Source organism: Streptomyces sp. NPDC004609 (genome assembly GCF_042873655.1).
GTDB lineage: Bacteria > Actinomycetota > Actinomycetes > Streptomycetales > Streptomycetaceae > Streptomyces.
This window is the reverse complement of record NZ_JBIALS010000014.1, coordinates 117,363-132,780: the sequence shown is the minus strand read 5'-3', so window position 1 is coordinate 132,780 and position 15,418 is coordinate 117,363. Positions and strand designations below refer to the sequence as shown.

General features: G+C 71.4%; 12 protein-coding genes. 7 read left to right on the top strand and 5 right to left on the bottom strand.

The annotated features are described in order from the left end of the window. The first annotated feature begins 32 nt into the window (after positions 1–32). Positions 33–1,538 (top strand): M1 family metallopeptidase, encoded by a 1,506-nt coding sequence (locus tag ACFYT4_RS16450; RefSeq protein WP_389268960.1) that lies wholly within the window; start codon positions 33–35, stop codon positions 1,536–1,538. 16 nt (positions 1,539–1,554) lie between these two features. Here the strand turns inward: ACFYT4_RS16450 and ACFYT4_RS16445 are convergent, their stop codons facing one another. After that, on the bottom strand, positions 1,555–2,244 hold the full coding sequence (locus tag ACFYT4_RS16445) for an N-acetylmuramoyl-L-alanine amidase (protein WP_389268886.1): 690 nt from the start codon (positions 2,242–2,244) through the stop codon (positions 1,555–1,557). A 704-nt stretch (positions 2,245–2,948) separates the two neighbouring features. After that, positions 2,949–3,716 carry an endonuclease V gene (locus tag ACFYT4_RS16440; protein WP_389268884.1) on the bottom strand — a complete coding sequence of 256 codons (768 nt, stop codon included), beginning with the start codon at positions 3,714–3,716 and terminating at the stop codon, positions 2,949–2,951. Positions 3,717–3,773: 57 nt separating this feature from the next. Between ACFYT4_RS16440 and ACFYT4_RS16435 the strand changes: the two genes are divergently transcribed. Continuing rightward, complete coding sequence (locus ACFYT4_RS16435) at positions 3,774–4,073, top strand: YciI family protein (RefSeq protein ID WP_389268882.1); 300 nt, start codon at positions 3,774–3,776, stop codon at positions 4,071–4,073. Between the two features lie 326 nt (positions 4,074–4,399). On the opposite strand, the gene ACFYT4_RS16430 is transcribed toward ACFYT4_RS16435, so the two are convergent. Next, positions 4,400–5,488 carry an oxidoreductase gene (locus ACFYT4_RS16430; RefSeq protein ID WP_389268880.1) on the bottom strand — a complete coding sequence of 363 codons (1,089 nt, stop codon included), beginning with the start codon at positions 5,486–5,488 and terminating at the stop codon, positions 4,400–4,402. A 516-nt stretch (positions 5,489–6,004) separates the two neighbouring features. Between ACFYT4_RS16430 and ACFYT4_RS16425 the strand changes: the two genes are divergently transcribed. Then, positions 6,005–6,421, top strand: a complete 417-nt coding sequence (locus ACFYT4_RS16425; RefSeq protein ID WP_389268878.1) for an SsgA family sporulation/cell division regulator — start codon at positions 6,005–6,007, stop codon at positions 6,419–6,421. Positions 6,422–6,490: 69 nt separating this feature from the next. Here ACFYT4_RS16425 and ACFYT4_RS16420 read toward each other — a convergent pair whose 3' ends face one another. Then, a complete protein-coding gene (locus ACFYT4_RS16420; protein ID WP_389268876.1) occupies positions 6,491–7,309 on the bottom strand; it encodes an isocitrate lyase/phosphoenolpyruvate mutase family protein in 819 nt (272 codons plus the stop codon). Positions 7,310–7,816: 507 nt separating this feature from the next. Here ACFYT4_RS16420 and ACFYT4_RS16415 point away from each other — a divergent pair. The 4 genes from ACFYT4_RS16415 to ACFYT4_RS16400 all read left to right on the top strand — a co-directional run bounded on the left by ACFYT4_RS16415 (position 7,817) and on the right by ACFYT4_RS16400 (position 13,995). Next, positions 7,817–9,487 (top strand): ABC-F family ATP-binding cassette domain-containing protein, encoded by a 1,671-nt coding sequence (locus ACFYT4_RS16415; RefSeq protein ID WP_389268874.1) that lies wholly within the window; start codon positions 7,817–7,819, stop codon positions 9,485–9,487. Between the two features lie 84 nt (positions 9,488–9,571). After that, complete coding sequence (locus ACFYT4_RS16410; protein ID WP_389268872.1) at positions 9,572–11,905, top strand: ATP-binding cassette domain-containing protein; 2,334 nt, start codon at positions 9,572–9,574, stop codon at positions 11,903–11,905. Between the two features lie 198 nt (positions 11,906–12,103). Next, entirely contained in the window at positions 12,104–12,880 is a 777-nt protein-coding gene (gene ddaH / locus ACFYT4_RS16405; protein ID WP_389268870.1) for a dimethylargininase, read from the top strand. A 137-nt stretch (positions 12,881–13,017) separates the two neighbouring features. Beyond that, positions 13,018–13,995 (top strand): acyl-ACP desaturase, encoded by a 978-nt coding sequence (locus tag ACFYT4_RS16400; RefSeq protein ID WP_389268868.1) that lies wholly within the window; start codon positions 13,018–13,020, stop codon positions 13,993–13,995. Positions 13,996–14,396: 401 nt separating this feature from the next. Here ACFYT4_RS16400 and ACFYT4_RS16395 read toward each other — a convergent pair whose 3' ends face one another. After that, positions 14,397–15,179 carry a methyltransferase domain-containing protein gene (locus ACFYT4_RS16395; protein ID WP_389268866.1) on the bottom strand — a complete coding sequence of 261 codons (783 nt, stop codon included), beginning with the start codon at positions 15,177–15,179 and terminating at the stop codon, positions 14,397–14,399. Positions 15,180–15,418 lie beyond the last annotated feature (239 nt).

The following is a 15,418-nucleotide window of genomic DNA, read 5'->3' as shown; positions in this document are numbered from 1 at the left end:
CGTGGCGGGGTCGGGGCGCCCGGGGCCGGGTCATGATCGGCTGCGTGAAGACTTCCGGACGTCTGGCCGCCCTCGCGGTCGCGAGCCTGCTCGCCACACTCCCCGCGTGCTCGCAGTCCGACGGCCATGGCGGCGGTGGGGCGGGTGCCCCTACCGGCGCTGACGCGAGTGCGGGTGCCCGTACCGGCGCGGACACCGCTCGGACGGGGGCCGGCGGCACGGTGTTCCGGGGCGGGCACCCCGCTCCCGCGGGCGCCGGTGACCCGTACTTCCCGGAGCTCGGCAACGGCGGCTACGACGTCTCCCACTACGCCCTGACCCTGGCCTACGACCCCGGCAGCGGCCGCCTTGAGGGCACTGCGGAGATCACCGCCAAGGCCACCAGGAATCTCAGCGCCTTCAATCTCGACCTCCTCGGCATGGAGGTGCTGAGCGCCACCGTCGACGGCCGCGAGGCGCGGGTTCGGCAGGACGGGCAGGAGCTGACCCTGCAGCCGCGCGATCACCTCAGGAAGGGTGCCGCCTTCCGCGGCGTCGTGCGCTACGCGGGCACGCCGGAGTCGATCACCCATGACCACGGGTGGCGCGAAGGCTGGTTGAGGACGGACAACGGAGCGGTCGCGTTCGGTGAGCCGACGGGCTCGATGTCCTGGTTCCCGGGCAACCATCACCCCTCGGACAAGGCCTCGTACGACATCACCGTCACCGTCCCCAAGGAGGTGCAGGCGATCTCCAACGGGCGGCTGCGCGCCCGGCGCACCCACGGCGACCGCGCCACCTTCCACTGGCACCAGTCCGAGCCCATGGCCAGCTATGTGGCGACCGTGGCCATCGGCAGCTACGACATCAAGACCTCCCGGACCCGGTCGGGCGTCCCGGTCGTGTCGGCGATGGACAAGACCGCGGGCGTGGACGAGGACGGAGCGGTCCTCGGCCGGTTCCCCGAGATCATGGAATGGGCCGAGGGGAGGTTCGGTCCCTACCCCTTCTCCGCCGCCGGGGTGATCGTCGATCAGGCGGCCGGTGTGCCCTACGCCCTGGAGACCCAGACCAGGCCGACCATCCCGGCCGGCATCTTCCACACCACCAACGTGGTGCACGAACTGGCCCACCAGTGGTTCGGCAACTCCGTCACCCCGCGGACCTGGCGGGACATGTGGCTCAACGAGGGCTTCGCGACCTACGCGGAGTGGCTGTGGACCGAGGACCACGGCGGGGCCGGCGCCCAGGACCACTTCGACCGCAACCACGCCAAGGCCGCGGACGACGACGAGTGGGCCTTCCCGCCCGCCGCGCCGCCGAACGCCTCGGACATCTTCGGCCAGCCGGTGTACGTGCGCGGCGCGATGGTGATCCACAAGATCCGCCAGACCGTGGGCGACAAGGCCTTCCGCAACCTGGTGCGGGGCTGGACCCAGCGCCACCGCCACGGGCACGCCTCCACGGACGACTTCACCGCGTACGCGGAGGCCGAGGCCGGCCGGGACCTCGACGCGATCTGGGACTCGTGGCTCTACGGCGACGGCAAGCCCGCGTGACGGGGCCGACGCGGTGTCAGGCCCCGATGCGCCGGCGGGCGGTCTCGACGAGCCTCATGTACTTGTTCCAGTTCCACGAGGGCCCGGGGTCCTCATGAGTGGACAGCGGGACCTCGATGTGGCCCACGATGTGGTCCCGGTCGACCGGCACGTCGTACTTCGCGCAGATCGTGGCCGTGAGCACGGCGGATGTCTCGTACATCCCGTCGGTGTACTCGGGCTGGTCGATCCAGCCTTCGTGCTCGATACCGATGCTCCGGTGGTTGTACCAGACGTTGCCGGAGTGCCAGGCGACGTCGCGCTCGCGCACGCACTGGGCGATCCGGGTGCCGGTTGCGCTGATCATGTAGTGCGCGGACACACGCTCGGTGGGGTCCTTGAACATGGCGAGCATGATCGGGAAGACATCTGTTGTCAGGTGAATGACAACGTAGTTGATGGGGTACGCCTCGGGACGGTCGGAGGGCATGTAATTGGACTCGCAGGCTTCGACCCAGAAGGCGGGGGCGTAGTCCACCGAGCGGTCCGGACGCGGGCTCGCGGGCGGTGCGGGGGCGGGGGTCTTGCGCACGGGGCGCGGCGGCGCGGCCTTCACCTTCTCCTCGGGCCTCATCAGCCGGGGCAGCCCGACGGCGGTCAGAGCCGTACCCGCCGCGCCGGTAGCACCCCACAACAGCCGTCGGCGGCTGGGCGGACTGTCTTCCATGGCCACTCCTCATGAGATCGAGCAGATAGAGGACGACACGCCACGAATCGCGACATCACGATAAATAGGCGTCACATCCGGTAATGTGATCCTTCACCAGTGCCCGCACGCCAGCAAGCCGATCCCCCACCAATCGGCGCACACGCTTACCCCTGACCGGGTCCTCCCTGCCTGCGGGCGCCACCCCGTTCCCCTTCCGTACGGTCCGCCATGCCACCGGTCCCGGCCGTCCCCCGTCCGGGACCCGCCGGCCGATGCGCGTGCCACTTCCCGCGCGCCCCTGGCGAAGGCGCAAGGGCCGCGGCGCCCCGTGGCGGGGTGCCGCGGCCCTCGGTTCACTCGGCCGACTGCCCGGGGGGCCGGTTCAGCCGGTCAGTGCGGTGGAGATCATCCATCCCACCCAGCCGAAACCCGCGACGGCGGCCGTGATCAGCGCGGCGGTCACGGCCCGTTCCACCGGGCGGACCGAGCCGGTCCGGGGGCGGCCGGGCGCGGGGCGCGTCCCCGTCGGTGCCGGGTCGGGTGCGGGTGTCCGCCGGGGTGCCGCGGGGGCCTGCGCCCCTGCCGACGCTCGCCCCTGGTCCTGTGTCCGTGCCTGTGCCCGCGTCGTGGTCCGCGTCCGCGCCCGTGCTGTTGTCCGTGTCTGTGATGCCATGCGCGGCAGCCTGCCGATCGCGGGCCGTGGCCGGTATCCGGCCGGGTACTCAGCCGCCCGGATGAGTAGGTGAGTACGGCGGCACCTGCGCGGTCGCGTCCGCGAGTGCCCGGCGGCAGAGCCGGTCCGCCAGACGTGTGGTCTCGGGCAGCCGGTAACGGGGGGTCAGCCGCAGTGTGTGCGCGCACGCGTTGTCGAGGGTGACCCGGTGGCCGACCGACACATAGACCGGCTTCACGTCCCGGCGCGTACGCAGTGCCCGGCCCACCTCGTCCCGCCCCTCCCGGCTCCCCGCGTCCTCCTCGCCGGTGTCGCCCTCCCGGGGAAGGAGCGCGGCGGCGTCACCCCGGTCCGGGCCGAGGGTGCCGTGGGTGAAGACGAACGGGTTCTTGGCGACGCCGATGGCCGGCAGACCGGTGAGTACGCCGAGATGGCTCGCGAGGCCGAACCGGCGCGGGTGGGCCCGGCCGTAGCCGTCACAGACGATCAGGCCGGGGTCCGAGCCGAGGGATCCGAGGGCGGCGAGCACGGCCGGCAGCTCCCGGAAGGCCAGCAGTCCGGGTACATAGGGGAAGGCGACCCGGCCGACGGCGGTGGACCATTCCACGACGGCGAGGGTGTCCGGGTCCAGCACGACGGCTGCCGCGGCGACCAGATCGCGCGCGTCGTCGTACGCCACGTCGACGCCCGTGACCGGGCCGGACCCGGGCGGCGGGCCCACCTCGTCCAGGACGACACGGGTACGCAGCTCGTCCTGGACGGCGCGGGCCGCCTTCTCGTCGGCGGGCCAGCCGGCGGGCACTTCGATGATCCTCATGGTGCTGTCCAGCCTACGCACAAGGGCGGGCCTCCCGGGTGTCGTAGCCTGGCGATCATGTTCGTACTGGAGCTGACCTACACCGCCCCCGTCGAGCGGGCCGACGAACTGCTCGACGCGCACCTGTCCTGGCTGAACGCCCTGTACGAGGAGGGCGTGTTCATCGCCTCCGGGCGCAAGAACCCGCGGGACGGCGGGGTGATCCTGGCCGTCGGGGACGACCGCGCGCGGATCGAGGAGATCGCGGCGGCCGACCCCTTCACCGTCGGCGGGGTGTGCGAGTACCGGATCACGGAGTTCATCGCGACCAGGACGGCACCCGAACTCGCCCCGTACCGGCAGCAGTCGGCGTCCTGAACCCGCCGGAGGCCCGGTGCGCGGACGGCGGGCGCGCCGCCGCGTGATGCCCGGTGCGCGGACGGCGGGCGCGCCGCCGCGTGATGCCCGGTGCGCGGACGGCGGGCGCGCCGCCGCGTGATGCCCGCCGCCCGCACAGGCGTATCCGGCGGACGGTACGGACACGGGCGGCCGCCGCAGGGCGGTCCTTACCGTCCCGGGCCGCGGTCCGGCCGCGGGAGCAAACCCTCCGGCCCCCGGTCGTGGCCGGTGCCGTACCGCCGCACACCGCACACGTCCCTCGGGCAGACCCGCGCCCGGGGGATCACGCCGCCGCGATCGCGCCCTCACCGGGCTTCCAGACGGGCCACCCGGCCCTTCTCGCCCGACGCCCAGCAGCCGGAGCGGGGCGCGCAGTCGACGGCGTCGTACGAGCCGGTGTCCACGGTCCGCCAGGTGCGGCCGCCGTCCACGGTCAGATCGGTGCCGGTCGGCCCGACCGCGAGCGCGGCGGCGCGGCTGCCCGGCAGCCAGGCCGCACCCGAGCGGTAGGCGGGCGGCGGAACCGCGGACTGCCGCCAGATCCGTCCTCCGTCCGAGGTGACCGCCCCGGCACGCGGGGACGGCAGACCGGTGCGGTAGTCACCGCCCACGGCGATGCCGTGCCACCGGTCGCGGAACGCGAGCGCGAAGACCCCGCGTGCCGGATCACCGGCCGGGACACTCGCCTCGGCGGCGGTCCAGTTCAGTCCCCGGTCCCGCGAGTGCAGCACCCGTGCGGTGGCACCGCCCCCGGTCGCGAACCAGACGTCCCGCGGTCCGGAGGCCACCAGACACTGTCCACTGGCGGCGAAGCCCGCCTCGCCCGGCCGGGCTTCGGGCATTCCCGCGCTCGGCAGCACCTTCCAGGTGCGGCCGGCGTCGGCGGTCGCGAGGACGCGGAACTTCCCGTCCACCGGGTCGCTCAGGGCGAGGCCGTTCCTGCTGTCGAAGAAGGTGACGCAGTCGTAGAAGGCCCTCGGGTCGGTGTTGCGGAACGACTCCGTCCAGGTGGCGCCGCCGTCCGTGGTGCGCAGGATGCGGGACGCCTCGCCCTCTCCGATGGCCAGCACCACGGCGCGCCGGCCGTCGAACGCCTCGATGTCCCGGAACTCCAATCCCGCCGCGCCCGGGGGCGAGACATCGCGCCAGACACGTCCGCCGTCCCCGGTCCGCAGGACCGTGCCCCGGGCTCCCGCCACCCATGCGGTGGTGCGGCTGACGGCGGCGAGGCCCCTGAACCGTACGTCCGTGCCGGTGGACTTGAGGCTCCAGCCCGGCCCGCCGGCCGCGTCCCCCGAGGCGGCCCGGAGCCCTGCTTCCGGCGCCCCGGCGGCCCGTGCCGGTGCGGTGAGGGCGGCGGCCATCGCCAGGACACCGAGTCCCACCGACACCATTCGTCTCGTCTTCCCCTGGGGCATCATGGCGCTGGAAGCTAGCCCACCCGCGACACCCCGTCCAGGGTGCGATTCCGGGCACTCGTTCCCCGGCCGGGACCATTCACCGTCTCCCGGGAAACGGCGTACGGAGCACGGGACACCGAGGCCGGAAATCGACGTCGGCACCGGGTGCACCGTCGGCACCATCGGCCTCGAAGGCCGCCCCGCCCGGTGACGCGCACGGCGTCGGGAGGACCGGCCGACGGCCCGGCGGTGGTCGCGGCCGCCGGATCCGGCCGGTGGATCACGCGCGGGGACGTCACCATCCGTACCGACGACAGGGCGGGCGACCGGGCTCCGGGCCGTGCGGCACAGCTGCGGACCGCCCGAAACAGCCCGTACCACAACCATTCGGACGTCCACATCGAGCGGTGACACAGGTCACGCACCCTTCCGATGCACGAAACCGCGGGTTCGGCGGTCTCTACCGGTGTCAGGGATGCGTCCGGGGGCCGCGCACGGAGGAGTACCAGCTTGACCACCATCATCGAACAGGCGGTACAGGCCAGGCTGATGGCTCCGGCACGCCGGATGGACGCGGTGCCGGTGACGCTGCGTTACGAGAGCGCCGATCCCTTCGCCGTACGGATCGCGTTCCCTCCCCCGGCGACGCTGGAGGGCATCGAGGTGTCCTGGGCCTTCTCCCGCGAGCTGCTGGCGGCGGGCGTCGAGCGGCCGGCGGGCGTCGGGGACGTACGGATCAGGCCATACGGACACGACCGCACGGTCCTGGAGTTCCACGCCCCGGAGGGCATCGCGATGGTGCAGGTCCGCACCGGCGAGCTGCGGCGCTTTCTGCGGCGCGCGCAGAGCGCGGTCCCCGTGGGGCTGGAGCATCTGCATCTGGACATCGACCACAATCTCGACGAGCTGCTGCGCGACGCCGCCTGAGCGACCCGCCGGGCTCCCCGACCGCCGGCTTCCCGGGGTGTCGTCCGGCGTCCCGGCCGTCGTGCGCGCCTACCGGACGCTCTCCAGCAGGGCGTTGATCCGGGCGTAGTCGTAACCGCCCTCCAGCGAGACGCAGGTGCCCTCGGTCAGCAGCTCACGGGCCGCGTCCCGGACCAGTCCGTGGACGGCGCGGACGAGGGAGGAGCCCGCGCTGATCCGCGCCACGCCGAGGCGCGCGAACTCCGCCGTGGCGGGCGCGCCGGGGCCGGTGAGCACATTGAGCGGCGCGTCGATGCCACGCACCAGCGCGGCGACCGTCCCGGCGTCGGTGACCCCCGGGACGAACACCCCGTCCGCGCCCGCAGCGACACACGCGGCGGCCCGCTTCAGGGTCTCGTCCAGCCGTCCGGCCTCGGGGCCGATGCCCGCCAGGAAGACGTCGATGCGGGCGTTGACGAACAGCGGCACCCCCACGGCGTCGGCCGTCTCGCGGGCCACGGCGACGCGGCGCGCGTGCTCGGCGGGCGGGCGTGGCCCGTCCTCGATGTTGATCCCGACCGCACCCGCGGCGAGCACCTCGCGGACGGTCCCGGCGACACCTCCGTCCGCCTCCTCGAAGCCGCCCTCGATGTCCGCGGAGACCGGCAGATCGGGGACGGCGACGGCGATCCGGGCGACCTGGGCCAGCGCCTCCGTACGGTCCACCCGGTCGCCGTCCGGGGCACCGAGGGACCAGGCGACACCGGCGCTGGTCGTGGCGACGGCCGCGGCTCCCGCCTCGGCGATGATCAGGGCACTGGCGGTGTCCCAGGCGTTGGGGAGCACCAGCGGGCTGCCCGGGGTGTGCAGACTCCTGAAGCGGCGGGCAAGATCACTCTGCGTCCTCATACGCCCATCAAACACCCGGTTCGGGACGGCCGCACGCAGGATTCCGCCGTGATCCCGGGCGGCCCCGCCGGGGCCAGGGGGCACTCCGGCGGCCGGAAGACGCGCTCCCCGGGAGAACGCCCGGCCGCCTCCGGGACCCCCGGGACGGATTCCGGGACCGGCGCCGGACGCGGGGACCCGGGACCACACAGGACCGTGCCGGGCGCCGGGCCCCCGGGCAGCAGGACAGGCAGGACAGGCAGGACAGGCAGGAAAATCATTTGACGGCGTCCAGCGGGCCGTTTAACGTCGTTCGCGGTTCTGTTGCCGTCGATAGGAGAAGGACGTTGCTCGTCTGAGGTCTGGGACACCGTGCGCCACCGCCGTTCCGGCGAGTGCGCAGTGCGTGCGACCTCGGCGTTCGAGCCGTTCTTCCCGGCCGGGACCCTCTTCCCGGCTCCTGTCGTACGTACCCCGGTGTCTCCACCCGTTGCCCCCTGCTCCTTCCACGCAACCGGGAGACCCCGTATGTCTACTGCTTCCACCCATGTCACCTGCACCGCACTGTCCTTCTCCTGGGCCGACGGCACCACGGTCTTCGACGGCTTCCAGCTGGCGGTCGGTCCCGGCAGGACCGGGCTGATCGGTCTCAACGGCTCGGGCAAGTCGACGCTGCTGAAGCTGATCGCCGGGGAGCTGACCCCGTCCGACGGCACGGTCCGCACGGCGGGCGAGGTCGGCTATCTGCCGCAGAACCTCGTACTCGACACCGCGCTGCGCGTGGACGAGGTCCTCGGCATCGCCGCCGCACGCGCCGCGCTGCACGCCATCGAGGCGGGCGATCCGAGCGAGGAGAACTTCACGGCCGTCGGCGACGACTGGGACGTCGAGGAGCGGGCACGTGCCACGCTCGACCAGCTGGGTCTCGCCCATATCGGTCTGGACCGCACCATCGGCGAGGTCTCGGGCGGCGAGGGTGTCCTGCTGCGGCTGGCGGCCCTGTTGCTGGCCAGGCCGGATGTCCTGCTGCTGGACGAGCCGACGAACAACCTGGATCTGTACGCGCGCAAGCGGCTGTACGACGCGGTCGCCTCCTGGTCCGGGGTGATGATCGTGGTCAGCCACGACCGTGAACTGCTCGAACTGGTCGACCAGATCGCCGATCTGCGAGACGGGACGGTCGCCTGGTACGGCGGGAACTTCTCCGCGTACGAGGAGGCGCTCGCGGTCGAGCAGGAGGCGGCCGAGCGCATGGTCCGGGTCGCGGAGGCCGATGTGCAGCGCCAGAAGCGTGAACTGGCGGACGCCCAGGTCAAGCTGGCCCGCCGCAAGCGGTACGGCCAGAAGATGTACGACACCAAGCGCGAGCCGAAGATCGTCATGGGTGAGCGCAAACGCGCGGCCCAGGAGTCCGCGGGCAAGCACCGCATCATGCACACCGAGAGGCTCAACGAGGCCAAGGAGCGGCTCGGCGCGGCGGTGGAGGCCGTCCGGGACGACGACGAGATCCATATCGAACTGCCGTACACCAAGGTCCATCCGGGCCGTGGCGTACTGCGGCTGACGGAACTGACACTTCCCCACGGGGCACGGGTGGAGGGCGAGTTCGAGATCCGCGGGCCGGAGCGGATCGCCCTGGTCGGCCGCAACGGCTCGGGCAAGACGACCCTGCTGCGGACGATCGCCGGGGAGCTGGCGCCGGTCGCGGGCGAGGCGGAGACCCTGGTACCGCTGCGCTTTCTGCCCCAGCGGCTCGATGTGCTCGACGACACGCTGAGCGTGGCGGCGAACGTGGCCGAGGTCGCGCCCGCCGCGACCAACAACCGGATCAGGGCGCAGCTCGCGCGCTTTCTGTTCCGGGGGGCGCGGGCGGATCAGATCGCCGGCACCCTGTCGGGCGGCGAGCGGTTCCGGGCGGCGCTGGCGTCCCTGCTGCTGGCCGAGCCGGCTCCCCAGCTGCTGATGCTCGACGAGCCGACGAACAACCTCGACATGGCGAGCGTACGGAAGCTGACGGCCGCGCTCGACGCGTACGAGGGCGCGCTGATCGTGGCGAGCCACGATGTGCCGTTCCTGGAGTCGATCGGCATCACCCGGTGGCTGCTGCTGGACGGCGGGCTGCGGGACACGGACGTGGAGGCCGTCCGCGAGGGCAGGCTCCGGGAGGAGGAGAAGGAGGAGGGGGCGCAGGAGATGTGAATCGATCAGGGGTGGCTCCCACGGTTTCCGCGCGGCCCGAAATCACGACAGAGGTTGTCGTGATTTCGGGTTAGCGTCGCCCGTATGCCACAGAACATCGTCATCACCGGTGCGCGGGAGAACAACCTCCGGGACGTCTCGCTCGCCGTCCCCAAGAACCGGATCACCGTGTTCACCGGGGTGTCCGGTTCGGGGAAGTCGTCCGTCGTCTTCGACACCATCGCCGTCGAGTCGCAGCGCCAGCTCCATGAGACCTTCAGCTGGTTCGTCAGAAACAGGCTGCCGAAGTACGAGCGCCCCCACGTCGACGAGATCGACGATCTCTCGGTGGCGATCGTCGTCGACCAGAAGCCCGTCGGCGGCAATGTGCGCTCCACCGTCGGAACGATGACCGACATCTACTCGGTGATCCGGGTGCTGTTCTCACGCCACGGCGCACCGAGCGCGGGCTCGGCCACCGCGTACTCCTTCAACGATCCGGCCGGCATGTGCTCGGTGTGCGACGGCATCGGGAGGACGGTGCGGCTCGACATCGACCGCGCCGTCGACTGGTCAAGGTCGCTGAACGAGGGCGCCCTGCTGCTTCCCGGGCTCGCGGTGGGCAGCTGGGAGTGGAAGTTGTACGCCTCGTCGGGCCACTTCGACGCGGACAAGCCGCTCGGCGAGTTCACCGCGGCCGAGCGGGAACTGCTGCTCCACGGAGATGACTCCCCGGTCCGGCTGGAGTTGAAGTCGGGCTCCTTCGACATGCGCTTCGAAGGGATCGTCAACCGGTTCACCCGGCTCTTCCTCAAGCGCGACACCGGGAATCTCTCCGAGAAGCGCCGGGAGGCCGCCGAGAGCTTCACCGTGCACCGGGCGTGCGAGGCGTGCGGCGGGGCCCGGCTGAACGAGGCCGCGCTCGCGACCCGTATCGACGGACTCACCATCGCCGACTACACCCGGATGGAGATCACCGACCTGGTGGAGGTGCTGCGCCGGATCGACGACCCGGTGGCCGGCCCGATCGCCGCCGCCGCGCGGGAGCGCCTGGAGCGGCTGGCCGGGATCGGGCTCGGCTATCTCTCCCTGGACCGGGAGACCACCACCCTGTCGGGCGGTGAGGGACAGCGGCTGAAGATGGTGCGGCATCTGGGCAGTTCGCTGACCGGGCTCACCTTCGTCTTCGACGAGCCGAGCGTCGGGCTGCATCCGCGCGATGTGGGCAGGCTGAACGATCTGCTGACCCGGCTGCGGGACCGGGGCAACACGGTGCTGGTGGTGGAGCACGACCCGGACGTGATGGCGATCGCGGACCACATCGTCGACATGGGACCCGAGGCGGGTACGGACGGCGGGCACGTGGTCTATCAGGGACCGTTGGACGGGCTGCGTGACGCGGACACCCTCACCGGGCGGTGTCTGCGCCGCCGTACACCGATGAAGGAGTCCTTCCGCTCCCCCACCGCGTGGCTGCCGGTCACCGGTGCGGCGCTGCACAACCTCAAGGGCATCGATGTGCGCTTCCCGGTCGGGGTGCTCACGGCGGTGACGGGGGTCGCGGGTTCCGGCAAGTCCACCCTGGTGTCTCAGGTGTTCACGACGGCCCACCCGGAGGCGATCGTGATCGACCAGGGCGCGATCACCGCCTCCTCGCGGTCGACCCCGGCGTCGTTCCTCGGGGTGATGGACACCATCCGCAAGGTCTTCGCGAGGGAGAACGGCGTCAAGCCCGGCCTGTTCAGCTTCAACTCGACGGGCGCGTGCCAGGAGTGCGCGGGGCGCGGGATCATCTACACCGACCTCGCCTTCATGGACCCGGTGACGACGACCTGCCATGTGTGCGAGGGGCGGCGCTTCCACGACGACGTACTGGAGCACCGGGTCGCGGGGCGGTCCATCGTCGACGTCCTGGACATGACGGCGGCCCGGGCCATGGACTTCTTCGACGACGAGCGGCTGCTGCGCAAGCTCCGGACCCTCAACGACGTCGGCTTGACGTATCTCGCGCTCGGCCAGCCGCTGAGTTCCCTGTCGGGCGGGGAGCGGCAGCGGCTCAAGCTCGCCACCCAACTGCACCGCACGGGCAGCGTGTACGTACTCGACGAGCCGACCACCGGACTGCACATGGCGGATGTGGACACCCTGGTCGGGCTGCTGGACCGGCTGGTGGACGCGGGGAACTCGGTGATCTGCGTCGAGCACAACATGGATGTGGTCAAGCGCGCGGACTGGGTGGTCGATCTGGGCCCCGACGGCGGCAAGCACGGCGGTGAGCTGGTCTTCGAGGGCACTCCGAAGCAGCTTCTCGACCATCCCGAGTCGTTCACGGCGGAGTATCTGCGCCGCGAGCTGAAGGGGGCCGTGGGTGTCGGCGGTCGGGCACCCGGAGCCCGCGCGCCGCGCCCCGGGCACGGCGGGCGCGGGCGGCGGGGGTGATCCGCTGCCCGGTCGCGGGGTGCCGGCGGCGCGCGGGCCGGGCTCGGGAGAGATGGCCGGAGGCGGGACGGGCCATGAGAACCGCTGCCCATGTGTCACAGAACTCTCATAGGTCACGCAGCGGGGATTCCCTGGTCCAGCGGCGCGGTCCATGATGGGCCCACCCACACCAGACCCGACATTCCTGGAGAAGTTTCCGTGCCCAGCAGGAAAGCCCTGATCCGCCGCCCCAGCCCGCGCCTGCCGGAGGGGCTCGTCACGCATACCGAGCGCACTCCCGTGGACGCCGAGCTGGCACTCGTCCAGTGGGAGCTGTACGCCGAGACCCTGCGCGAGCACGGCTGGGAGACCGTGGAGACCGAACCCGCCGACGACTGCCCGGACGGTGTGTTCGTCGAGGACACCGTGGTGATGTTCCGCAATGTCGCCCTGATCACCCGGCCGGGCGCGGAGACCCGCCGGGCCGAGACGATGTCCGTCGAGGAGACCCTGGGCCGTCTCGGCTGCTCGGTGAACTGGGTGTGGCAGCCGGGCACCCTCGACGGCGGCGATGTGCTCAAGATCGGCGACACGATGTACGTCGGCCGGGGCGGGCGGACGAACGCGGCCGGGGTGCAGCAGCTGCGGGCGGTCTTCGAACCGCTGGGAGCCCGGGTCGTGGCCGTGCCCGTGAGCAAGGTGCTCCATCTCAAATCCGCCGTCACGGCTCTCCCGGACGGGACCGTCATCGGATACGAGCCGCTGATCGACACGCCGTCCCTCTTCCCGGGTCTGCTGCCGGTGCCGGAGGCGTCCGGAGCGCACGTCGTGCTCCTGGGCGGCGGAAGGCTGCTGATGGCGTCGAGCGCGCCGAAGACCGCCGAGTTGTTCACGGACCTCGGATATGAGCCGGTCCCGGTGGACATCAGCGAGTTCGAGAAGCTCGAAGGCTGCGTGACCTGCCTCTCCGTACGGCTCCGAGAACTGCACTCATAGACCCTCTCACCTGCAATTATCACACTACGCAGTCGGACCTCTCCCGGACGGGCTTGGACGAAGGCTTACCGCGCCCTTAACCTACGGTCTCGTAACCTACGAATCCGTAGGTAACTCTCCCGTCCCCAGGAGCCTCCGTGACCATCACCTCTCCCCACCTCGGCAGTTCTTCGGAAGCGTGGACCGATGCCCGGTTGCTCTACGCCCTCGAAGAAGTGGTGGAGAAGGAGCTCAACCGTCATCTCAAGGTCGCCAAGGACTGGATGCCGCACGAGTACGTCCCCTTCAGCGATGGCCGGAACTACCCCGGTGTCTTCGAGGACGGCGAGGCGTGGGAGCCGAAGCAGTCCAAGGTCACCGACATAGGCCGCATCGCTCTCGTCGTGAACCTGCTGACCGAGGACAATCTCCCCAGCTACCACCACGAGATCGCCAGTCTCTTCGGCCGTGACGGCGCCTGGGGCACCTGGGTGCACCGCTGGACCGCGGAGGAGGGCCGGCACGGCATCGTGATGCGCGACTACCTGCTCACCTCGCGCGCGGTCGACCCGGACAAGCTGGAGCAGTTCCGGATGGCCCATATGGCGGAGGGCTTCGAGTCCGACAACCGGCACTCGATGCTGCACTCGGTGGCGTACGTCGCCTTCCAGGAGCTGGCCACCCGGGTCTCGCACCGCAACACCGGTCATCAGTCGGGCGACCCCGTCTGCGACCGGATGCTCGCGCGCATCGCGACCGACGAGAACCTGCACATGGTCTTCTACCGCAATCTGCTGAGCGCGGCGTTCGAGCTGGCGCCCGATCCGACCATGCAGGCCGTGCGCGATGTCGTCGTCGACTTCCGGATGCCGGGCCACGGCATGCCCGGCTTCGAGCGGGCCGCCGCGCAGATGGCGATCGGCGAGATCTACAACATGCGCATCCACCACGACGACGTCCTCTCCCCCGTCCTGCGCTTCCTCAAGGTGCTGGAGATCGGCGACCTCGGCCCGGAGGGCCTGAAGGCGCAGGAGGAGCTGGGTCTGTACATGGGCGGGCTGAACGCCGAGGCGACCAAGTTCGACGAGAGGCTCGCCGCCCGGAAGGCCCGCATGGCGGCGCGGGCGGCGGGCTGAGCGGTGTCGTCGAACTCCGGCCGCCGGGTCCCTCCGGCCGGATGAAGCGGGCCGCGGCGCCTCTCGGACGGGCCGGGCGGTACCGCCCGGACTGTGGTGATCCGCTTCCGCCGGCCGAGGCGGCGACAGCGCGTACGGCCTGGGCCGGTGAGGTCACGGCGGTGGCGGGAGCCCCGGCGGACAGCGGACGACCGCGACACGCCGCGGCGAGAAGTCCCGGTGCCCGGATCGCGGGCGGGCGCGGACGGCGGTGCCGCCCCGGAAGGCCGTGGGACGGCGGCGGGCGATTCCGGCGCGCAGGCCACCGGTCCGGCCGCGAGACACACAGCCGTACGCCGCGCCGGACCAGCCCCGTTCCATCGGTGCTCCGTTGTATGGGTGCTCCGTGCCGAACGGCCGGGTCAGCCCTTGCGGGCTTCGATGAGGAAACGCCGCGAGTAGGACACGTAGGGCCCATGGCGTTCGATGAAGTCGTGGAGCTCCGCCAGACGCCCGCGATAGGCGTCGACGGTGAAACCCGGGACGATCCAGATCACCTTGCGGAGGAAGTGGACCACCGCCGCGATGTCGTAGAACTCCATCCGCAGTGCTTCCTGGCGCACATCGACCACCTCCAGACCCGCCGCTTCGGCAGCGGAGGTGGCCGCGATCGGGTCGGCCCCGGCGGTGGTCGCGAGCGGTCCCAGGGACGGATGGACCGAGGTCTGCTGCGGACCCATCATGAATTCGGTCAGCTCACGCACCGACCCGGAGCCCACCTGCTGGGAGAGGTACGTGCCGTTCGGACGCAGGACCCGGCGGACCTCGTCCCAGCGCGTCACCACCGGATGACGGCTGACGACCAGGTCGAAGTGGTCCGACGGGAAGGGCAGGTCGGCCGTATCGCCGACCTCGGCAACGGTCGCGCTGAACTTCGCCAGGTTGCGCCGGGCGATCGCCACGTTCGGCGGCCACGATTCCGTCGCCGCCACGACCGGTGGGGCGACCGGGACCGAGGCCAGTACCTCGCCGCCCCCGGTCTGGATGTCCAGCGCCGCCCCGGCCTTCGTCATCCGGTCCGCGAGCAGCCGCGCATAGCCCCACGAAGGCCGCTGTTCGGTGGCACGACCGGTGAACCAGGAGAAGTCCCAGCCTTCCGTGGGAACGGCTGAACCCTCGGCAACCAGATCATCGAACGTGGTCATACGACGACGATGGCAGACGTCACGGGCGCCCGCACCGGAGTTCCGGCCTGCGGCGGACTCACCGGCCGTCTCCCAGGCGAGCCGGCGGGAGGGTCTTTTCCGGATCGCGGCTGCCACGACACGGCCGAGGATCCCTCGCCGTCCCCGGGCTCAGGGCATCTCACGGATGCGCGATCGCGCCGGGCACAGGCGTCAGCGTCCCGGGGTCCCACCACCCGTGAGAAGTATGGCAGTTGTCC

Coding starts and splice junctions, on each gene's coding strand:
- ACFYT4_RS16410 (WP_389268872.1), top strand. CDS start 9,572: ATGCCACAGAACATCGTCATCACCGGTGCGCGGGAGAACAACCTCCGG.
- ACFYT4_RS16450 (WP_389268960.1), top strand. CDS start 33: ATGATCGGCTGCGTGAAGACTTCCGGACGTCTGGCCGCCCTCGCGGTC.
- ACFYT4_RS16415 (WP_389268874.1), top strand. CDS start 7,817: ATGTCTACTGCTTCCACCCATGTCACCTGCACCGCACTGTCCTTCTCC.
- ACFYT4_RS16430 (WP_389268880.1), bottom strand. CDS start 5,488: ATGGTGTCGGTGGGACTCGGTGTCCTGGCGATGGCCGCCGCCCTCACC.
- ACFYT4_RS16395 (WP_389268866.1), bottom strand. CDS start 15,179: ATGACCACGTTCGATGATCTGGTTGCCGAGGGTTCAGCCGTTCCCACG.
- ACFYT4_RS16420 (WP_389268876.1), bottom strand. CDS start 7,309: ATGAGGACGCAGAGTGATCTTGCCCGCCGCTTCAGGAGTCTGCACACC.
- ACFYT4_RS16440 (WP_389268884.1), bottom strand. CDS start 3,716: ATGAGGATCATCGAAGTGCCCGCCGGCTGGCCCGCCGACGAGAAGGCG.
- ACFYT4_RS16435 (WP_389268882.1), top strand. CDS start 3,774: ATGTTCGTACTGGAGCTGACCTACACCGCCCCCGTCGAGCGGGCCGAC.
- ACFYT4_RS16445 (WP_389268886.1), bottom strand. CDS start 2,244: ATGGAAGACAGTCCGCCCAGCCGCCGACGGCTGTTGTGGGGTGCTACC.